Raw genomic sequence first — 19,478 nt, 5'->3', positions numbered from 1 at the left:
CAGTGCCCGGGCCTGGAGACCGCCGGCCTTGCCCCGCACGCTCAGTAGCGCCGGGGGACCACGATCCCGTCGGTCATGCCCAGCCCCTTCAGCCGCTCGTTGACCTGCTCGGCGGCTTCGCGCGTCGGGAATGGTCCGGCCCGCACGCGCGTCTTGTCGCCGGTGGGCGTCTTGACCACCTCGGTATAGGACTTCACGCCGGCCTTCACCAGCTGTGCATGGCGATCCTTCGCGCGGCTCACCTCGGCGAATGCTCCCAGCTGGATCACGAAATTCTTCGCCTCGGCATCGCCGGGGATCACCTTCGATTCGCTGCCCTTCGCATCGGCGCCTTTGGTCGGCGCGCTCCGGGCCTCGGTTGCAGCCTTCGCCTCAGCCGCGCGAACTGCGGCTGCCGTCTCGGCAGCGTTCCTCGTATCGGCTGCGGTGCCGGCTGCGGTGCCGACAACGCCACCGGCCCCGTCGGACGGTGGCCGCAGCGCGCCGGTCACTTCGATCTTCTGGTCCGCGGGCGTCGCCGAGGACGGCCCGCGTGCCGGCGCAGCCGTGCCCGCCGCACTGGACGGAGTCGCAGAGGACGCCGGAGCCGCACGCGGATCGTCTGCCGGCGCCAGGGGCGGTGCATTCACCGTGCCGTTCGTGTTCCCCGGCGCAGCGCTGGTACGCGCAGCCTCGGCCTGGCCCTTCGGCGCATAAGGGCCGCTGTTCGGTGAGGGTATCTGCACGGCGATGTCATGGCCGATCGGCCGAGGTTCGCTGTCGAGTACCATCGGCAACGTGACAACCACCAGCGTGGTCAGGGCGATTGCGCCGATCAGCCGGCGCCGGGCGCGTTTGCGGAGCCTGATTTCTTCTTCTGAAATGCTGCGTGCCATGCCTGTCTGTCCTGGCCGAGGGTTGGACGCAACGGGCCGGTGCTGCTCGTCATTCAATCGCGAGACGCGCCGATCGACGCCAGTACCTCGGCTACCGTATAGAACGACCCGAACACCACGATCCTATCACTTTCGCCTGCACGTTCCCGAGCCTTCAGCCAGGCCTGGGCGACCCCGCTGCATTCGGTCGTCGGGTCGAGCGCAGCGGCCCGGGTCAGGGCGCCGCGCAGCGCAGGCAGGTCGGCCGCACGCGCCGCGTCCACCGGCGCGATGAACCACTCGTCGATACGTGCCTTGACCGCACGCACCACGCCCTCGATGTCCTTGTCGGCCAGCATCGAGAACACCGCCAGCGTGCGGCCCGTCCCCTCGAGGCGTGCCAGGCTGGCGTCGAGCACTGCAGCTGCATGCGGATTATGGGCAACGTCGAGCACCACCGTCGGCCGTCCAGGAAGCACCTGGAATCGCCCGGCGATCTCGGCCGTGAGCAGCCCGGTGCGGATCGCCTCGGCACTGACCGGCAACCGGTCGGCCACCTCGTCGAGCGCAGTGAGCGCAGCCGACGCGTTGGACAACTGGTATGCCCCGCGCAGCGCGGGAAACGGCAGGGCGTAGCGGGCCTTGGACACCACGGTGGCGGCAGGTACGGCACCGCCCGGCGAGACGAAGCGCCGGTAGCGCCACTGACTGCCATCCTGATCGGTGAAGTCGTAGTCGATGCCGGCACGCAGCAGCCGCGCGCCGATCGCCAGTGCATGGTCGACCAGCGATGCGGGCGCATCGATATCCGCACAGATGGCTGCGCGGCCGGGACGGTAGATGCCGGCTTTCTCGAAGCCGATCTGCTCGCGGGTGTCTCCCAGGTATTCCATGTGGTCGAGGCCCACGCTGGTGACGACCGACACGTCGGCATCGATGATGTTCACCGCATCGAGCCGCCCGCCAAGGCCGACCTCGAGCACGGCCACGTCGACACGGCCGTCGATCATCAGCCACAACGCGGCCAGCGTGCCGAACTCGAAGTAGGTGAGCCCGATGTCGCCGCGCGCCGCCTCGACCGCCTCGAAGGCGCGGCAAAGATCCGCGTCGCTCGCATCGTGCCGCGCGAGACGCACGCGCTCGTTGTAGCGCAGCAGATGCGGCGACGTGTAGCACCCCACACGGTAGCCTGCGCGATCGAGGATCGCCTCCAGCATCGCGCAGGTCGAACCCTTGCCGTTGGTGCCGCCGACGGTGATCACCGGAAAGCCGGTCGACCGGGGATGGGCGCCGGGGCGAAGCCGGCGCCACACTTCGGCAACCCGGTCGAGCGTCAGCTCGATCGTCACCGGATGCCGGGTCGAGATGTATTCGAGCCAGCCCTCGAGCGTGCGTGCCCCGCTCACCTGGCGGGCTGTGCCTGCATGCGCGGTTGCGGCTGCCGCGACAGCAGCGCCAGCAGCGACGCGAGCCGGTCGCGCATCTCGCGCCGGTCGACGATCATGTCGATCGCACCGTGCTCGAGCAGGAACTCCGCGCGCTGAAAACCTTCCGGCAGCGTCTCGCGCACCGTCTGCTGGATCACTCGAGGACCAGCGAAACCGACCAGCGCCCCCGGCTCGGCGATCACTACATCGCCGATCATCGCAAAGCTGGCCGATACACCGCCCATGGTCGGGTCGGTCAGTACCGACACGAAGGGCAGGCGCTCGCTCGCGAGCAGGGTCAGTACCGCGCAGCACTTCGACATCTGCGCCAGCGACAGCACGCCTTCCTGCATCCGCGCGCCGCCCGAGGCAGCGATGCACACGAACGGCATGCGCTGTTCGATCGCGGCGCGTACGCCGCGCGCGAAACGTTCGCCGACCACCGACCCCATGGAGCCGCCAAGGAAGCGGAACTCGAATGCAGCGACCACGACGGGTGTCGCATGGATGCTTCCCTGCATCACCACCAGGGCATCGTCCTCGCCGGTGTCGCGGGTCGCGGCAGCCAGGCGGTCGGTGTACTTCTTCGTATCCTTGAACTTCAGACTGTCCACCGGAAGCACTTCGGCACCGATTTCGTAGCGCCCCTCGCCGTCGAGCAACATGTCGAGCCGCTCGCGCGCGCCGATCCGGTTGTGGAAGCCGCAACCCGGGCACACCTGCAGGTTGTTATCGAGGTCGGTACGGTAGAGCACCGTCTCGCAGCCATCGCACTTGATCCACAGGCCTTCGGGCACCGACTTGCGTGCAGCGCTGTCGTCGCGCTTGATCTTCGGCGGCAGGTGCTTGTGCAGCCAGCTCATCGGACGCGCGCCTGCCTGGTCTGCATTGCCCGCCCCGCCCCGCTGGCTGGCACCGTGTCAGCCCTTCCGCGCGACGGCATCGATCGCCTGCCGGATGCCGCGCAAGAACGCCCCGACGTTGGCAGCCTCGCTGCCGGGTGCGGAGCTCTCGATCTCTTCGACGATGCGGCTGCCGATCACGACCGCGTCGGCGACCTTCGCAATACCCGCAGCGCTCTGTGCATCGCGGATGCCGAAGCCGACCCCGATCGGCACGCTGAGGTGCCGGCGCAGCACTTCCATCCGCGCGGACACGTCGCCCACCTGCAGGTGTTTCGCGCCGGTCACGCCGGTCAGCGACACGTAGTAGACGTAGCCACGCGCGAGCCGGGCGATCTCGCCGATGCGGGTATCGGTCGTGGTCGGAGACAGCAGGTAGATCGGATCCAGGCCGGCACTGACCAGCCGATCGACGAAGCCGCGGGACTCTTCAGGCGGCAGGTCGACCAGTAGCACGCCGTCGACGCCGACCTCGGCCGCACGGCTGGCGAAAGCGTCGTAGCCCATCGCCTCGACCGGGTTCGCATAGCCCATCAGCACGACGGGCGTATCCGCGTCGAGGCTGCGGAACCGCGCCACCACGTCGAGGATGCGCCGCAACGTCGTGCCGCGCGCCAGTGCCCTTTCGCTCGCGCGCTGGATCGTCGGGCCGTCGGCCTGCGGATCGGAGAACGGCACGCCCAGCTCGATCACGTCCGCACCGGCAGCAGCCAGTTCGTGCATCAGCGCAAGCGTCACCTCGAGCGAGGGATCACCCGCGGTGATGTACGGGATGAGCGCCGCGCGGCCTTCGCCCTTCAGCTTCTCGAAACGTCCACGGATGCGCGACATCAGAGGGTGATCCCCGCAATGCCGGCGACGGTGTTGATGTCCTTGTCGCCACGGCCGGAAAGGTTGACGAGCAGGACCTGGTCCTTGCGCATCGAGGGCGCCATCTTCGCCGCCTGCGCCAGCGCGTGGGCGGACTCGAGCGCCGGGATGATGCCCTCGAGCCGGCACAACAGGTGGAACGCCTCGAGTGCCTCGTCGTCGTTGATCGCGACATACTCGGCACGGCCGAGGTCCTTGAGCCACGAATGCTCGGGCCCGACGCCAGGATAGTCGAGGCCTGCCGACACCGAGTGGGTGTCCATGATCTGCCCATCCTCGTTTTGCATGAGGTAGGTGCGCGTGCCGTGCAACACGCCCGGGCGACCGGCGGACAGCGGTGCCGCATGCTTGCCGGTCGCGACACCGGAGCCGCCGGCCTCCACGCCGATCAGGCGCACGCCTTCGACGTCGATGTATGGATGGAAGATACCCATCGCGTTCGAGCCGCCGCCGACACAGGCGATACAGGCGTCCGGCTGGCGCCCGACGAGTTCCGGCATCTGCCAGAGGCACTCGTGGCCGACCACCGCGTTGAAGTCGCGCACCATCATCGGATAGGGGTGCGGGCCGGCGACGCTGCCAATGATGTAGAAGGTGTCGGCGACGTTGGTCACCCAGTCGCGCATGGCTTCGTTCAACGCATCCTTCAGGGTCTTCGAGCCGCTCTCGACCGGCACCACCTCGGCACCCAGCAGCTTCATGCGGAACACGTTGGGCGACTGCCGCTTGACGTCCTCCGAACCCATGTACACGGTGCATTTCATCCCGAAGCGGGCAGCGACCGTCGCGGTCGCCACGCCATGCTGCCCTGCTCCCGTCTCCGCGATCACGCGCGGCTTGCCGATCTTGCGTGCAAGCAGTGCCTGGCCCATGGTGTTGTTGATCTTGTGCGCGCCGGTATGGTTCAGGTCTTCACGCTTCAGGTAGACCTGCGCACCGCCGAAGTGTTCGGACCAGCGCCTGGCGTGGTAGATCGGGCTCGGGCGGCCAACGTAGTGCTTGAGTTCGCGCGCCAGTTCTGCCATGAACTCGGGGTCGTTCCGGTACTTCAGGTAGCACTCGTTCAGTTCGTCGAGCGCATGCATCAGCGTCTCGGCAACGAACACGCCACCATACGGGCCGAAGTGGCCACGCTCGTCGGGCAGGTCATACATCTGCAAGGTGAACCTCCTCAATGAACCGCTCGATCAGGCCGTGATCCTTGACCCCCTTGGGGCCACTGCTGCGCTCGACGCCGCTCGATATGTCGACAGCCCACGGACGCACCTGCCGCACCGCGTCTCGCACATTCGCAGGCGTCAGACCTCCGGAAAGGATCACCTCGCCGCGCATCGACCCGGGGATCAGCGACCAGTCGAACGACTGGCCGGTACCCCCGTGCAGACCGGGGACGAACGCATCGACCAGCAGTCCCCGCGACAAAGGCCGGAACGGCACCGACGCAGCAGCGGATTGTAGCAAATCGACTCCCGGCCTCACCCGCACTGCCTGTACGAACGGTTTGTCGAACTGCGCGCAGAAAGCCGGCGCCTCGGAGCCGTGGAACTGCAGCAGGTCGAGCGGAACTGCCGACAGCACCTCGCGCACCTCTGCTGCGGGAGCATCCACGAACAGCCCGACGGACATCACATAGGGTGGCAGGCTGCCGACGACCCGCACGGCCTGCTGCACCGTGACGTGGCGCGGGCTCGGCCCGTAGAACACCAACCCGATGGCATCGGTACCAGCCCGCGCCGCAGCCTGTGCGTCGTCGACAGTGCGGATACCACAGATCTTGACGCGGGTGCGATGGCGGGTCACGCCGTCGCCCCTTCCATCGCAGCTGGCAACGGCGCCGCCGACCCGACGAAGGCCGGCAAATGCCCGGCAATCGAAGGACGCGGCCCCGGAAGCGCTGGCGCACGGCCCGGCGCGTAGGCCACCTCCGTCAGGTAGAGGCCGGCCGGCGAGAAGGTAGGCGCCGCGCGGGTGCGGTCGCGCCCTTCCAGTAGTTGGCCGAGCCACTGCGGTGCTGCGCGTCCCCGGCCGATGCGCACGACGCTGCCGACGATGTTCCGGATCATGTGGTGCAGGAACCCATCGGCCCTGAACTCGAAGGTGAACAACGAGCCCTGCTGCGCCACCGCCGCGCAGTACATCCGGCGGATGGGCGAGCGCGCCTGGCATTCGGCGGCACGGAACGCGCTGAAATCATGCTCGCCCTCGAGCGCAAGGAGCGCTTCGCGCATCGGCTCCAGCGAAAGGCGTTCATGGTGCCATCCAGCGGTACCCCCGAGCATCGCTGGCCGCACGGGATCGCTGACGAGGACGTAGCGATAGGTGCGGGACACGGCATCGAAACGTGCATGGAAGTCGTCCGGCACCGTTGCTGCGCCGACCACCGCAATCGAATCGGGCAGCAGCGCATTGACGCCGCGGACCCACGCCTGCGTCGGCCGCACCGTCGGTGCATCGAAATGCACGACCTGCATCAGCGCGTGCACTCCGGTGTCGGTACGGCCGGCGCAGAGGGTGGATACCGGTGCAGCCGCGATCCCTGCAAGCGCTCGTTCAAGGGCATCCTGTACCGAGCATCCGGAAGGCTGGCTTTGCCAGCCGCAGAACAGGCCACCGTGGTACTCGATCTGGAGGGCGATGCGCATCGTGCAAGGATAGCGCCAAAGGCGACTCAGGGCGCGCCATGGACTCCGATGGCGGAGTACGCTGTACGAAAGGGCCGCAGCCTCGCGGCCGCAGCCGATCGTCCGGCAGATCAGCCCAGACGGGCGAGCATCGCTTCGGCGTCTGCCTTCTGCTGCGCGTCGCCCTCGGCAATCACTTCGCGCAGGATCTCTCGCGCACCGTCCTTGTCGCCCATCTCCTCGTACGCCTTCGCGAGGTCGCACTTGGTGTTGACGTCGTTCCAGTGCTCGTCCCTGTCAGGATTACTCCCATCGACCTGTGTCTCGCCGAGGTCGAGATCGACGCGAGGCAGGGTAGCCTCCTGCCAGTTCTGCGGCAGTCCGGCCGGATGCGTCATGTCGAACGTGACCAGTTCGCCCGGGTTGGCCATGATCATCGTGTCCTGACCCAGAGACGCCTGCGTCGGCTCTCCGGACTCGGTGTCTGCGGCAGACAACTCGGACTGGGCCAACGCAGCCTCGCGCTTGAAGTCGAGGATGCTGCCGGTGGGCGGACCGGAGTCGAGCAGGACATTGGTGGCCTCCGATTGGAACAGCGGAGTGGGCAGGCCCTCTTCACCAGTCGAGGACGGGAAGATCGGCTCGAAGGTCAGGTCGGCTTCGGCCGTCTGCGTTCCAACGGAAGGCGCCTCGAGCGGAAGATCGGGCAACGGGGGCGCCGAAGCCGTCTGGGGCGAACCGAAGTCGAGTGTGAAGTCCATGTCGGTGGCAGCCGCGCCGGACGGGACAGCTGCTGCGCCCTCGACGTCCATCAGCCCCCCCACGCCAGCGACTGCGGCCGGCGGAGCCAGCGCACCTGCGGGTTCGAAGTCGAAGTCGATGGTCGGCGGCGCCTCCGACAGCGCGGTGTCGTCCACCTGGAGAATCTGTGTCTTCTCCATGTCGAGCGCGAGCGGAGCGGGGCTGGGCGCCCTGGGCGCAGGGCTGGGCGCCCTGGGCGCGGGGCTGGGTGCCCTGGGCGCGGGGCTGGCCGCCCTGGGCGCGGGGCTGGCCGCCTTGGGCGCGGGGCTGGCCGCCTTGGCTACGGTCGCTGCGACCGCAGCGACTGCGGCCGCAGCAACCGGGACGCTGGTGGCACGCGGCGCGACAGGCGCGACAACCGGCTGACCAGACGAGTACAGCGGGTTGGCCGGATCGATCGACGCACCCATTCGGGATGCAGTCTGCCATACAGCTCCTTCGCCACGGGTCCCGGTATACAACTTGCGGGCAACCGGCTCGAACGCGGCTGCATCGCCGCGCTTCTGGTAGATCTCCAGCAGCTTCAAGTGAAGCTCGTAGCGCGTCGGGGCCTTGGCGATCATTTCGTGCAGAAACTCTTCAGCCTGGCTCTCTCGCCCATGATCGAGATAGACCTCGACCTCGGCCAGCGGATCGACCTCTTGAAGATCGATCTGCGATGCCTGCGTCGGCTCCAGGAACGAATCCGCACGCGTAGCCACCGCAGCTGGCGCAGACGCCGGGACGATCGGCGGAGCCGCTGCAGCCTTGGTGACCGGGGTCTTGGGCGCACTGCCTTTCCGACGGCGGGCAACCAGCGCACCCAGGCCGAGCAGCGCGGCGAGGCCCAGACCCAGTTCGGTCAGGTAGGTCGTGACGAACTCCATTGCCTGATCGACGAGGCTCGGCGCAGGCGGCGGCGGTGGCGGCGGCGGAACCGGTTTCGGTTTCGCAGCCTCGACAGGCGGCGTGGGTGCGACCGGTGCAGCCGGTGGTTCCGCCTTGGCAGGCTCTGCCGTCGGTGGCGCCGCTGGCGCGATCGGAGCGACCGACTCAGCCTTCGCTTCAGCCTTCGCGGGTTCCGGCTTCGGCTCCGGCACGGCTGGCACCGGCTTTGGTTCTGCCTTGACCGGCTCGGGCTTGGGCGCTTCGACCGCCTTCGCGGGCTCTGCCTTCTTTGCCGGCTCGGCGGCCTTCGCAGGCTCTGCCTTGGCGGGCTTCTGCAGGTCGGCCAGTTGCTTGCTCTGGATATCGAGCAGCCGCTGGGCGTCCTTCAGCATCTTCTCGAGGGATGCGACCCGATCATTGGCCTCGCGCAGCGCCTTTTCGCGAGCGGTAGCGTCTTCTTCCCGCGCGGCCTGGGCCGCCTTCGGATCGCGACCGCTGCCCTTGGACGGATCGCCCTTGGAGACGCGGAGCACATCGGAACCGCCCGAAGGCGCGGGTGCCTTCTCTTCCACCCGCGGTGTAACACGACCGGACGCCACCTGACCGCCTTCGGCGGCGGCGGGCGGCGCATCCTGGACAGCACCGGCGAGCCGCTGCCGATATCCATTGAAATCGGCTGCCTGGGCACGTACTTCGCGCGAAGCCTCGGCGGCTGGCGTGGCACCGAGCGCCGAGGCGTCAGGCACGCGCAGGACCGCCCCGGTCCGCAGGCGATTCATGTTGCCGCCGTCGAACGCCGCCTTGTTCTCGCGGTACAACGAAACCAGCATCTGGTCGAGCGATACGCCGGCAGGGCGAACCGATTCGGCGATCTTCGCGAGCGTCTCGCCACGGCGCACCGGACCGTATTCGCTCGCCCCAGGTGTAGCGGTGGCAGCAGCGCCCTTTTCCGCGGCGGCACGCGCGACCGGGGCGGGCTTGACCGCAGCGGCCGGGGTAGCCGGAGCAACGGACGCAGCAGGGGTCTCGGGCGCGATCGGAGCCGCAACGACAGGACGCGGATCGGCGACGGCCGGACGCGCAGCAGCGACGGGCGGCGCGGTCGGGGGTGCCACGACGTCAGCCGCAGTGAATCCGGGCGGATCGATCAGCGACGTGTACTCGCGCATCAGGCGGCCCGAAGACCACACCAGCTCGACGAGCAGTTCGATGAACGGCTCGTTCACCGGACGCACCGTGGTTGCGCGCACGATCATCGAGCCGTCTCGCCGCTGCTCGATCGCGAGCCGTACCGATGTCACGAACGCGGAGAACTCGAGGTTCGCGCGCCGGTAGGCGTCGGCCGACGCGATGCGAACCTGCATCGTCGAGAGCTCGTCTTTCGTCGCGTTCAGCTCGATTTCGGCATTGAGTGGCTGGCCGAGCGCAGACAAAACGTTCATTCGCCCGAGGCCTGCAGCATCGGCCGCAGCGGGGAGGAACACCATGATCGTGAGCGCGCAGGCTGCAAGCCACGCGCGAATGCCATTTGAAACGCTGTTGCGCACGGACCGTCCTTCAGGACTTGTCGGAGTTTGAACTTAACATCATGGGCTTATCGACGCAAGCTCACTCAGTCTCTCGCCGGCTGGACGCTCCAGGAGCAGCCGGAGCATACGGCGCAACGGCTCTGCTGCACCCCAGAGCAGCTGGTCGCCTACCGTGAACGCGGTGAGATAACTGCCTCCCATGGGCAGTTTGCGCAACCGGCCGATCGGGACCTTCAAATCGCCAGTCACCGCCGCAGGCGTCAGGCGCGCGAGAGAGTCCTCGCGCCGGTTCGGCACCACCTCGACCCAATCGTTTCCGGACGCGAGGAGCGCCTCGACCTCCGCCAGGGGCAGATCGCGGGCAAGCTTGATGGTGAGCGCCTGGGAGTGACAGCGCATCGCACCGATGCGAACGCATATTCCGTCGACGGGTACCGGATCGGCGGACCGGCCAAGGATCTTGTTGCACTCGGCCATCCCCTTCCATTCCTCGCGGCTCTGGCCGTTGCCCAGGTCCTTGTCGATCCATGGCAGCAGGCTGCCGGCCAGCGCATGACCGAACTGCTCGGTCGGAAAGGCGTCGCTGCGCAAGCGCGCCGACACGGCGCGGTCGATATCGAGGATGTTCGACTTCGGATCGGCGAGCAGCACGCGAACTTCCTCGTGGGCCGCCCCCATCTGCGCCAACAGTTCGCGCATGTTCTGAGCCCCGGCGCCCGACGCCGCCTGGTAGGTCATGGCAGTGACCCACTCCACCAGACCTTCCCGGAACAGCCCCCCCATCGCCATCAGCATCAGGCTGACCGTGCAGTTGCCGCCAATGAAATCGCGTCTGCCCGCGGCAAGCGCAGCGTCGATCACGCCGCGATTGACCGGATCGAGGATGATCACCGCGCCATCCTGCATGCGCAGCGTCGAAGCCGCATCGATCCAGTAACCGCTCCAGCCGGCCGCACGCAGCTTCGGGTGCATCGCAGTCGTGTAATCGCCACCCTGACAGGAAATCAGCACGTCCATCGACGACAGCGCGCCGATGTCGCTGGCGTCAGCCACCACCGCCTGCGCGTTCGGCAGCGCCATCGCGGCCTGTCCCGCCTGGGTCGTCGAGAACAGCGTCGTGCGCACGTGGTCGAAGTCACGCTCTTCCTGCATCCGCCCGACCAGCACCGAGCCGACCATTCCGCGCCAGCCGATCAGTCCGACCTTCATCATCTTCGCCATGATCTTCTCCTTCGGTCCGCGACGCAGCGCGCCGCGGCGGCCTCAACCAGGGACAGCGAGGGCCGCCACGACCGCATCGCCCATCGCGCGGGTGCCTATCACCGGCTCGCCCTTCTCGGCGATGTCCGACGTGCGCAGGCCTTTCGCGAGTACCGCGCTGACCGCACCCTCTATACGGCGCGCGAACGCATCCTGGTCGAGGCTGTAGCGCAGCAGCATCGCGGCCGACAGGATGGTCGCCAGCGGGTTGGCGACGTCCTTGCCGGCGATGTCCGGTGCAGAGCCGTGGATCGGTTCGTACAGCCCCTTGCCGTCCGCGTCGAGCGAAGCCGACGGCAGCATGCCGATCGACCCGGTGAGCATCGAGGCCTCGTCGGACAGGATATCGCCGAACATGTTGCCGGTGACGATCACGTCGAACTGGCGCGGATTGCGCAGCAGTTGCATCGCCGCGTTGTCGACGTACATGTGCGACAGCTCGACCGTCGGGTAGTCCCTCGCGACCTCGGTGACGACATCACGCCACAGCTGCGAAGTCTCGAGCACGTTCGCCTTGTCGACCGAGCACAGCCGGCGATTGCGCTTGAGCGCCGACTCGAAGCCGACGCGGGCGATCCGGCGTATCTCCGACTCGGCGTAGAGCATCGTGTCGAAGCCTTCGCGCTCGCCCGCAGCGTTGGTGCGGATGCCGCGCGGCTGGCCGAAATAGATGTCGCCGGTCAGTTCGCGGATGATCAGCACGTCCATGCCGGAGACCACTTCCGCCTTGAGCGTCGAGGCGGCGGCCAGTTCGGGATAAATCACCGCCGGCCTGAGGTTGGCGAAAAGCTTCAGCTCCTTGCGCAGGCCGAGGATCGCCTGCTCGGGACGCTTCTCGCGCGGCAGCTTGTCCCACTGCCAGCCACCGACCGAACCGAACAGGATCGCGTCGGCCGAGCGGGCGAGGTCGAGCGTCGCCTTCGGCAGGGGATCGCCGGACAGGTCGTAAGCGGTGCCACCGACCGGGGCCTCCGCCATCTCGAGCACCAGACCCTGGGGTTCGAGGGCGCGCAGCACGCGCACGGCCTGCGCGATGATCTCGGCGCCGATGCCGTCGCCGGGCAGGACTGCGATCTTCTTCATGGGGTCTCCGGGCCTGCTAGAGGAAAAGCCAGGGCTGGGCAGCCCTGTGCTTCGTTTCGAATGCACGGATGTCGTCCGCGTGCTGCAGCGTCAGGCCGATTTCGTCGAGCCCGTTCATCAGGCAATGCTTGCTGAACGGCTCGATGTCGAAATCGAACTGCCGTCCGGACGGCGTGGTCACCTTCTGGCCGGCGAGGTCGATATCCAGCCGATAGCCTTCGCTGGCGAGGGTCTCGTCGAACAGCACGTCCATCGCCTCCTTCGGCAACCGGATCGGCAGCAATCCGTTCTTCAGGCTGTTGCTGTAGAAGATGTCGCCGAACGACGAGGCGATGACGACCTTGAAGCCGTAATCCTGCAGCGCCCACGGCGCATGCTCGCGCGAGGACCCGCAGCCGAAGTTCTCGCGCGCGAGCAGCACCTGCGCGCCCTGGAACCGGGTCTTGTTCAGGATGAAGTCTTCGTTCAGCGGCCGGTTGCTGTTGTCCATGCCGGGCTCGCCGGTATCGAGGTAGCGCCAGGAATCGAACAGGTTGGGGCCGAAGCCGGTGCGCTTGATCGATTTCAGGAACTGCTTCGGAATCACCGCGTCGGTGTCGACATTGGCACGGTCGAGCGGCGCGGCAAGGCCGTTCAGTCGGATGAACTTGTCCATGATCAGGCCCCCTTGACAAGCGTGCGCACGTCGACGAAATGCCCGGACACCGCGGCAGCGGCAGCCATGGCCGGGCTGACCAGATGCGTGCGTCCGCCCGCGCCCTGCCGGCCCTCGAAATTGCGGTTGGAGGTCGACGCGCAGCGCTCGCCCGGCTCGAGCCGGTCATCGTTCATGCCCAGGCACATCGAGCACCCCGGCTCGCGCCATTCGAACCCGGCGGCGGTGAACACTTCATGCAGGCCTTCCTGCTCCGCCTGCTCCTTGACCAGCCCGGAACCCGGCACCACCATCGCCAGCTTCACGTTCGGCGCCACCTTGCGGCCCTTTGCCACGGCAGCCGCCGCACGCAGATCCTCGATGCGCGAGTTGGTGCAGGAACCGATGAACACCTTGTCGATCGCGATGTCCTGGATGCGTGTGTTGGGCTTCAGGCCCATGTACTTCAAGGCGCGCTCGATGCCGTCACGGCGCACCGGGTCGGTTGCGTCCGCCGGATCGGGCACGCGCCCGCCGACCGGCACCACCATCTGCGGGCTGGTGCCCCAGGTGACCTGGGGCTCGATCGACGCAGCCGGCAAGTCGACGATGGCATCGAACCCGGCGCCTTCGTCGCTGACCAGCGTGCGCCAGCAGGCGACGGCGGCATCCCACTGCTCGCCCTTTGGCGCGAAAGGCCGGCCCTTGACGTATTCGATCGTCTTCTCGTCGACCGCAACCATGCCGGCACGGGCACCGGCCTCGATCGCCATGTTGCACAGGGTCATGCGGCCTTCGACCGACAGGCCGCGGATCGCGGAGCCCGCGAATTCGATCGCATGCCCGGTCCCGCCCGCAGTGCCGATCCTGCCGATCAGCGCGAGCACGATGTCCTTGGCGGTGACGCCGGGGCCGAGGTCGCCCTCGACCTTGACCAGCATCGACTTCGCCTTCTTCTGCACGAGCGTCTGCGTCGCCAGCACATGCTCGACCTCGGAGGTACCGATGCCGAACGCCAGGGCCGCCAGCGCACCGTGCGTGCTGGTATGCGAATCGCCGCAGACCAGCGTGGTACCCGGCAGCGTGAAGCCCTGCTCCGGCCCGATCACGTGCACGATGCCCTGCTGCTTCGACAGGAAAGGGAAGTACGCGCGCGCACCGTACTCGCGGATGTTGGCGTCCAGCGTGTCGACCTGCAGCTTCGACACCGGATCCTTGATGCCGCCGGCCCAGTCGCGCGTCGGCGTGTTGTGGTCCGCCGTCGACATGATCGAGTTGATGTTCCAGGGCCTGCGCCCGGCGATCTTCAGCCCTTCGAATGCCTGCGGGCTGGTCACCTCGTGGACGAGGTGACGATCGATGTAGAGCAGCACGGTACCGTCGTCCTGGCGATGGACGACGTGGCTGTCGAACAACTTGTCGTAGAGCGTGGAGGCCATGGTCTCGGGCACAGCGTTGATGAACCCGTGATTATGTCATGGACCCCGTCCGGCCGGCACGCCGGCCGGGCCGCCGCCAACGGATGGCGGCGACCCGCTACAGCCCGACCGACGTGGCCACCAGCCGGCCCAGTTCCACCCGCAGCGTGCGGCGCACCTCGGCGCAGGCCGGGTCATCGATCAGGTTGTTCATCTCGTACGGATCGCGGTCGAGGTCATAGAGCTCATCCAGTTCGCCGTCGTCGCCGCGGTTGACCCAGTGGATCAGCTTGTAGCGGTCGGTGCGCACCGCCTTGTACGACATGCCGATCAGCCAGGGCATGGCGTTCTCGCTGAAGTACTCGCACAGGATCGAGTCGCGCCAGCCCGGCGTGGTACCGCGCGGCCGGCCTTCCATCAGCGGCAGCAGCGAGCGCCCCTGCACCTGCGGCCCGGGCGTGCCACCGGCCAGTTCGATGCAGGTCGGTGCGATGTCCAGCGCAAGCACCAGGTCGTCGATCTTCGTGCCCGCCTTCACCCGGCGCGGATAGCGGAAGATGAAGGGCGAGCGGATGCCCTCCTCGTAGGCGAACCTGCGCTCGAGACCCAGCCCGTGCTCACCGAAGAAGTACCCGTTGTCGCCCAGGAACAGGATGAACGTGTCGTCGAGCTGGCCGCTCTTCTCGAGCGCGTCGAACAACTGGCCGACGCCCTCGTCGACCGAGGCCATCATCCGGGCGCGCAGTCGCATCTCTTCCTGGTCGCCGCTCTTCACCGATTCGAGCAGCGCCTGCGAGGTCTCGGTCGACTTGATCTCGAACGCCTCGCGCCAGACCGGCTTGTCCTTCACGACTTCCGCCATGGGGATCACGTTCGGCCGCGGCGGGAAGATCGCGCCTTCGTAAAGTCCTTCATGGCGCGGCGCCGGCTTGTAGCCATTGCCCGGGTCGAGCGTGAGCTTGCCGTCGGCCGCCTGCACCGCGTCCGGGTGCACCGCCTTGTGCGCGAAGAACAGCGAGAACGGCTTGTCGCGCGGCCGCGATACGAACTCGACCGCACGCTCGTTGAGCAGGTCGGTGATGTAGCCCTCGTACTGCGTGTAGACGCCGTCTTCGTTGAGGCGCGGGTTGAACAGGTTGCCGTGACCGTCGAAGCTGACCCAGTAGTCGTAGCCGGGACGCGGCCCGCCCTCGTTGCCCATGTGCCACTTGCCGACATGCGCGGTTTCGTAGCCGAGTTTCTGCAGCGCGAGGTGGTAGTTGGGCAGGCGATGGCTGTGCGCGTCGCGCGCGACGTTGTCGATGATGCCGTGCCGGCTCGCATACTGGCCGGTGACGATAGAAGCGCGGTTCGGCGAGCACAGCGGCGTGGTGTGGAACGCGCGGTCGCACAGCGCGCCTTCGCGTGCGATACGGTCGATGTTCGGCGTCTTCATGTACGGGTGGCCACCCGCACCGAATTCATCGAAGCGCAGGTCGTCGATCAGGATTACCAGCAGGTTGGGACGCTTCACCGTGCGCACTCCCTCGTCGTTATCGGATTCGTATTCGTTGTCGTGATCGTCGGTGCCGCCGCTGCCGGCGTCAGCGTGGCTTGTAGATCGCCAGGGCCTCGGGCAGCATCGCCTCGATGTCGCGGATGCGGCTGGCGTTGGACGGATGCGTGGACATCCATTCCGGGGTGGAACGGCCCATCTTCGCGGACGCGTCGGCCATGCGCACCCAGAGGTCGCGCGCAGCGCGCGGATCGTAGCCTGCCCGTGCCATGTAGGTCAGGCCGAGACGGTCGGCCTCGGTCTCCTGCAGGCGCGAGAACGGCAGGATCACCCCGAGCGTGGCGCCGGCACCGAGCGCACCGAGCAGCGCCTGCGTGGATGCCGAATCCCGGCCGCTGGCACCGGCGGCGATCGCACCAGCGGTGAGTCCCGCCTGCACCAGCAGCCCCTGGCTCATGCGCTCCGCACCGTGGCGCGCGGTGGCATGCGCGATCTCGTGGCCGATCACCGCAGCAAGCCCCGCCTCGTCTCGGGTGATCGGAAGGATGCCGGTATAGACCGCGACCTTGCCGCCCGGCAGGCAGAAGGCGTTGACGAGCTTGTCGTTCTCGATCAGCCGGAATTCCCACTGGAAATCGGTGCGGCCGGTGGCCGCGGCGATGCGAGCGCCAACCCGGGCGAGCAGCGCGGTCTTCTCCGGATCGGTGGAGATCTTCTCTTTCTTCAGTATCTCCTGGTAGGCCTGCAGGCCGAGCTTGACCTCCTCGCCGGGGGAGAGAAGGATCAGCTGGCTGCGACCGGAGATCGGTGCGGTCTCGCAGCTCACCAGCATCGGCCCGAGGCCGAGCGCAAGCAGCAATGCGGCAGCCGCCGACCGAAGGCTGCGCGGCGTCCGCCGCGGGCTGCAGGCTTCAGGCGCTTCGTCGATGGCGTTCATTCAGTTCTCCTCCCGTTCCGCGGCGCACGATCGAGACCCTCGCGCCGGCACGCAGGACGCGTCCCCGGCGTGGCACCGCCTGACCCGCACATTATCGCAGCCGTTCATGCCGCGGGGGGCGGATGTTCCGGGACCCGCCCGCGCACCATGGCCAGCAGCAGCGCGAAACCCAGGCCGGCTGCCAACGCGGCGAGCGTGAAGGTAATGGCCGGGCCGAACGACGACCAGACCAGGCCAGAGGCGAAGCCACCGAGCGTCCCGCCGGCCCCGAACGACAGTGCGGTATACAGCGCCTGCCCCTTCGCCTGGTGCGCTCCCTGGAACCAGCGGTGTATCAGGCCGATGGCCGCAGCATGGTAGGCGCCGAAGGTCGCTGCGTGCATCGCCTGCGCCAGCACGAGCGCGGTCGGCGATCCGACCAGCCAGCCGATCATCAGGAAGCGCACCACGGCGATCGCGAACGTCGCCACCAGCAGCCGGTACAACCCGATGCGCGCGACCAGTTGCGGCATCCACCAGAACACGGCGACCTCGCAAACCACCCCGAGCGCCCATAGCCAGCCGACGGCCGACTTGCTGTAGCCGTTGTCTACCAGGTGCACCGAGAAGAACGAATAGTAGGCACCGTGCGCAGTCGCCATGAGGAAGCAGGCACCGAGCAGTCCGGCCACCTCCGGGCGCATCAGGATCGTGCGAGCCGGCACCTCCTCCCGCACCGACCGATGGGCCGAAGATTCCGGCACCTGCCAGGTCGCGACCAGCGCCACGGCATAGATGGCGATCACCAGCCAGAGCCAGTCGCGCAGGGTCGCGAAGTCGAGGAAGTAGCCGATGCCGACCACCGAGAAGATGAAGCCGACCGAGCCCCAGAGCCGGGTGCGCGCATAACGCCCGGTATCGCCACGCACATGCCCGAAGGTGGTCGCCTCGGCCAGCGGCATGGTGGCACTGGTGAAGAAGCTGATCACCAGCAGCGTGACGAACAGCGCGCCGAAGCTGTCGCCGGCGAACAGTCCGAACATCGCAATGCCGCCGGCCAGTGCAGTCAGGCGCACGATATGCATCCGGCTGCCGCGCCGGTCGGCCAGCACTCCCCACAGCATCGGCGCGAACATGCGCGAGGACTGGTTGACCGCCATCAACATCCCGATCTGCACCGCGCTCATGCCCACCGAGTCCAGGTAGAGACTCAGGTAGGGCGTGAAGCCGCCGACGTACGCGAAGTAGAAGAAATAGAACGCACCGAGCGACCACGCGGTGCGGGCGGGCAACGATGAGCTCATCGTGGTCGCAGCCGTGCCGTCGCCGGCCGGCGGCTCAGGCCTCGGATGGGTCCGAGTCCTCGCGCGTGGCGGCGGCGGCAGGCGCTGCGCTGTCCGCCGACGGCGCCAGCGCAGCGATGCGCGGCGTAGACACCACCACGTCGGCGTTCTGCGCCCGGTGGCGCAGCGCATGGTCGATCAGGGTCAGTGCCAGCATGGATTCGCAGATCGGCGTCGCCCGGATACCGACGCACGGGTCGTGGCGCCCGGTGGTCTCGACGATCACCGGTGCCCCGCTGCGGTCGATCGACCGCCGGGGCAGGCGGATCGAAGACGTCGGCTTGACCGCCACGTGGACGACGATGTCCTGTCCGGTCGAGATGCCGCCGAGCACGCCGCCGGCATGGTTCGACAGGAAACCGTCCGGCGTCAGCTCGTCGCCATGCACCGTGCCCGGCTGGGTCACCGCATCGAAGCCGGCGCCGATCTCTACGCCCTTCACCGCATTGATGTTCATCATGCTGTAGGCGATATCGGCGTCGAGCCGGTCGTACACGGGTTCGCCCCAGCCCACCGGCACGCCGGTGGCAACCGTCGTGATCTTCGCGCCGCAGGAATCGCCAGACTTGCGCAGGCGGTCCATGAACGCTTCGAGCTCCGGCACGATGTCGGGGTCGGCACAGAAGAACGGGTTGTCATACACGCCGTCCCACGACTTGAACCCGAGCGGGATCGGCCCGAGCTGCGACATGCGCCCGCGGATGACGATGCCATGGCGCTCGAACAACCACTTCTTCGCGATCGCACCGGCGGCGCAGCGCACTGCGGTCTCGCGTGCGGAACTGCGCCCGCCGCCGCGGTAGTCGCGTTCGCCGAACTTGTGCCAGTAGGTGTAGTCGGCATGGCCGGGCCGGAACGTATCCTTGATCTTCGAGTAGTCCTTGCTGCGTGCATCCACGTTCCGGATCAACAGCCCGATCGGCGTGCCGGTCGTACGGCCCTCGAACACACCCGACAGGATCTCGACCACGTCGTCCTCGCGCCGCTGGGTCACGTGGCGCGACGTGCCGGGCTTGCGCCGGTCGAGTTCGATCTGGATGTCGGCCTCGGTCAGCGCCATGCCCGGCGGGCAGCCATCGACCACGCAGCCGATCGCTGGGCCGTGGCTTTCGCCGAACGAGGTGACGGTGAACAGGGTACCGAGCGTGCTTCCGGACATGGGGTAGGCGACAGGCGCCCGGTGGCCGGGCGACCGCGATTGCTGTGGAGCCTGAAGTCTAGCATTCGCCCCCCTGCTCCTCCGTGCCCGTAGCGCTGGCGCAGGGCTGCCACGCTCTACCCAGGGAGCGCCTGGACGCGCGCACCGGGTTGCCGACTCCGTTCGTGTCCCCCGGCCCGGCCCTGCTCGCGCAGGCCCGGGCCTCCTCCTCTACCTCACTCCGTCGGCAACCCGATGCACGCGCCCATTCCACCGCCGTGCCGCGCGACCAGGCGCCGTTGCGACCGCCGTGCTGTATA

General features: G+C 67.7%; 16 protein-coding genes. All 16 read right to left on the bottom strand.

What is annotated here, in order from left to right; all coding sequences use genetic code 11:
• Positions 1-41: 41 nt before the first annotated feature.
• Complete coding sequence (locus ING98_12320) at positions 42-875, bottom strand: SPOR domain-containing protein (protein MCA3102653.1); 834 nt, start codon at positions 873-875, stop codon at positions 42-44.
• Between the two features lie 53 nt (positions 876-928).
• Positions 929-2,260 (bottom strand): bifunctional tetrahydrofolate synthase/dihydrofolate synthase, encoded by a 1,332-nt coding sequence (gene folC, locus ING98_12315; protein MCA3102652.1) that lies wholly within the window; start codon positions 2,258-2,260, stop codon positions 929-931.
• Positions 2,257-3,144, bottom strand: a complete 888-nt coding sequence (locus ING98_12310; GenBank protein MCA3102651.1) for an acetyl-CoA carboxylase carboxyltransferase subunit beta — start codon at positions 3,142-3,144, stop codon at positions 2,257-2,259. The genes folC and ING98_12310 overlap by 4 nt, the downstream gene beginning before the upstream one ends.
• Positions 3,145-3,201: 57 nt before the next feature.
• Positions 3,202-4,014, bottom strand: a complete 813-nt coding sequence (locus ING98_12305) for a tryptophan synthase subunit alpha (protein ID MCA3102650.1) — start codon at positions 4,012-4,014, stop codon at positions 3,202-3,204.
• Positions 4,014-5,213 (bottom strand): tryptophan synthase subunit beta, encoded by a 1,200-nt coding sequence (trpB, locus tag ING98_12300; protein ID MCA3102649.1) that lies wholly within the window; start codon positions 5,211-5,213, stop codon positions 4,014-4,016. The genes ING98_12305 and trpB overlap by 1 nt, the downstream gene beginning before the upstream one ends.
• The gene (locus ING98_12295; GenBank protein ID MCA3102648.1) at positions 5,200-5,853 is read right to left on the bottom strand and encodes a phosphoribosylanthranilate isomerase; all 654 of its coding nucleotides are present in this window, start codon (positions 5,851-5,853) and stop codon (positions 5,200-5,202) included. The genes trpB and ING98_12295 overlap by 14 nt, the downstream gene beginning before the upstream one ends.
• On the bottom strand, positions 5,850-6,695 hold the full coding sequence (gene truA, locus ING98_12290) for a tRNA pseudouridine(38-40) synthase TruA (protein ID MCA3102647.1): 846 nt from the start codon (positions 6,693-6,695) through the stop codon (positions 5,850-5,852). The genes ING98_12295 and truA overlap by 4 nt, the downstream gene beginning before the upstream one ends.
• A 110-nt stretch (positions 6,696-6,805) precedes the next feature.
• Complete coding sequence (locus ING98_12285) at positions 6,806-9,784, bottom strand: hypothetical protein (GenBank protein ID MCA3102646.1); 2,979 nt, start codon at positions 9,782-9,784, stop codon at positions 6,806-6,808.
• Between the two features lie 144 nt (positions 9,785-9,928).
• Positions 9,929-11,083 (bottom strand): aspartate-semialdehyde dehydrogenase, encoded by a 1,155-nt coding sequence (asd, locus tag ING98_12280; GenBank protein ID MCA3102645.1) that lies wholly within the window; start codon positions 11,081-11,083, stop codon positions 9,929-9,931.
• 51 nt (positions 11,084-11,134) lie between these two features.
• Positions 11,135-12,214 carry a 3-isopropylmalate dehydrogenase gene (gene leuB / locus ING98_12275; GenBank protein ID MCA3102644.1) on the bottom strand — a complete coding sequence of 360 codons (1,080 nt, stop codon included), beginning with the start codon at positions 12,212-12,214 and terminating at the stop codon, positions 11,135-11,137.
• 16 nt (positions 12,215-12,230) lie between these two features.
• Complete coding sequence (leuD, locus tag ING98_12270) at positions 12,231-12,869, bottom strand: 3-isopropylmalate dehydratase small subunit (GenBank protein MCA3102643.1); 639 nt, start codon at positions 12,867-12,869, stop codon at positions 12,231-12,233.
• Between the two features lie 2 nt (positions 12,870-12,871).
• A complete protein-coding gene (leuC, locus tag ING98_12265) occupies positions 12,872-14,287 on the bottom strand; it encodes a 3-isopropylmalate dehydratase large subunit (GenBank protein ID MCA3102642.1) in 1,416 nt (471 codons plus the stop codon).
• A gap of 97 nt (positions 14,288-14,384) precedes the next feature.
• Positions 14,385-15,779, bottom strand: coding sequence for a sulfatase-like hydrolase/transferase (locus ING98_12260; GenBank protein ID MCA3102641.1), 1,395 nt, complete (start codon positions 15,777-15,779; stop codon positions 14,385-14,387).
• Positions 15,780-15,849: 70 nt separating this feature from the next.
• A complete protein-coding gene (locus ING98_12255) occupies positions 15,850-16,593 on the bottom strand; it encodes a M48 family metallopeptidase (protein ID MCA3102640.1) in 744 nt (247 codons plus the stop codon).
• Positions 16,594-16,802: 209 nt separating this feature from the next.
• Positions 16,803-17,981 (bottom strand): MFS transporter, encoded by a 1,179-nt coding sequence (locus tag ING98_12250; GenBank protein MCA3102639.1) that lies wholly within the window; start codon positions 17,979-17,981, stop codon positions 16,803-16,805.
• 34 nt (positions 17,982-18,015) lie between these two features.
• Positions 18,016-19,179, bottom strand: a complete 1,164-nt coding sequence (aroC, locus tag ING98_12245) for a chorismate synthase (GenBank protein MCA3102638.1) — start codon at positions 19,177-19,179, stop codon at positions 18,016-18,018.
• Positions 19,180-19,478 lie beyond the last annotated feature (299 nt).

The sequence above is a fragment of the Rhodocyclaceae bacterium genome (assembly GCA_020248265.1).
GTDB lineage: Bacteria > Pseudomonadota > Gammaproteobacteria > Burkholderiales > CAIKXV01 > CAIKXV01.
This window is presented reverse-complemented; position numbering and strand designations above follow the sequence as displayed.